Origin of the sequence: Nonlabens antarcticus (genome assembly GCF_015356755.1) — a bacterium.
GTDB classification, from domain to species: domain Bacteria; phylum Bacteroidota; class Bacteroidia; order Flavobacteriales; family Flavobacteriaceae; genus Nonlabens; species Nonlabens antarcticus.
Window position 1 is genome coordinate 1 of sequence record NZ_JADFCO010000034.1, and the last position, 277, is coordinate 277.

The 277-nt window shown below is 49.5% G+C and carries 1 protein-coding gene; it reads left to right on the forward strand.

Annotation, left to right across the window (positions count from 1 at the left end; translation table 11 throughout):
• A partial coding sequence (locus IQ282_RS00130; RefSeq protein WP_194849927.1) for a DUF7507 domain-containing protein occupies positions 1–277 on the forward strand: 277 nt, incomplete at both ends.

Genomic DNA, 277 nt, shown 5'->3' on the forward strand with positions numbered 1-277 from the left:
AGAACGGAGATGGGAACGCCCAGTTGGGTGAGACGATCAGTTACAGTTTTACGGTGACCAATACGGGAGCCACTACGTTGAGCAACATAACGATTAGTGACCCGTTGTTGGTAGCGCCGAACGGTAGTTTATCAGGCGGTCCTATCGCTACACTTCCTCCTCGAACAGGTGATGACTCTACTTTCTCTGGAACCTACACGATCCAGCAATCTGATATAGATAACAGCGGAGTGACCAATCAGGCAACTGCAACTGGAACGACACCAAATGATGGAGA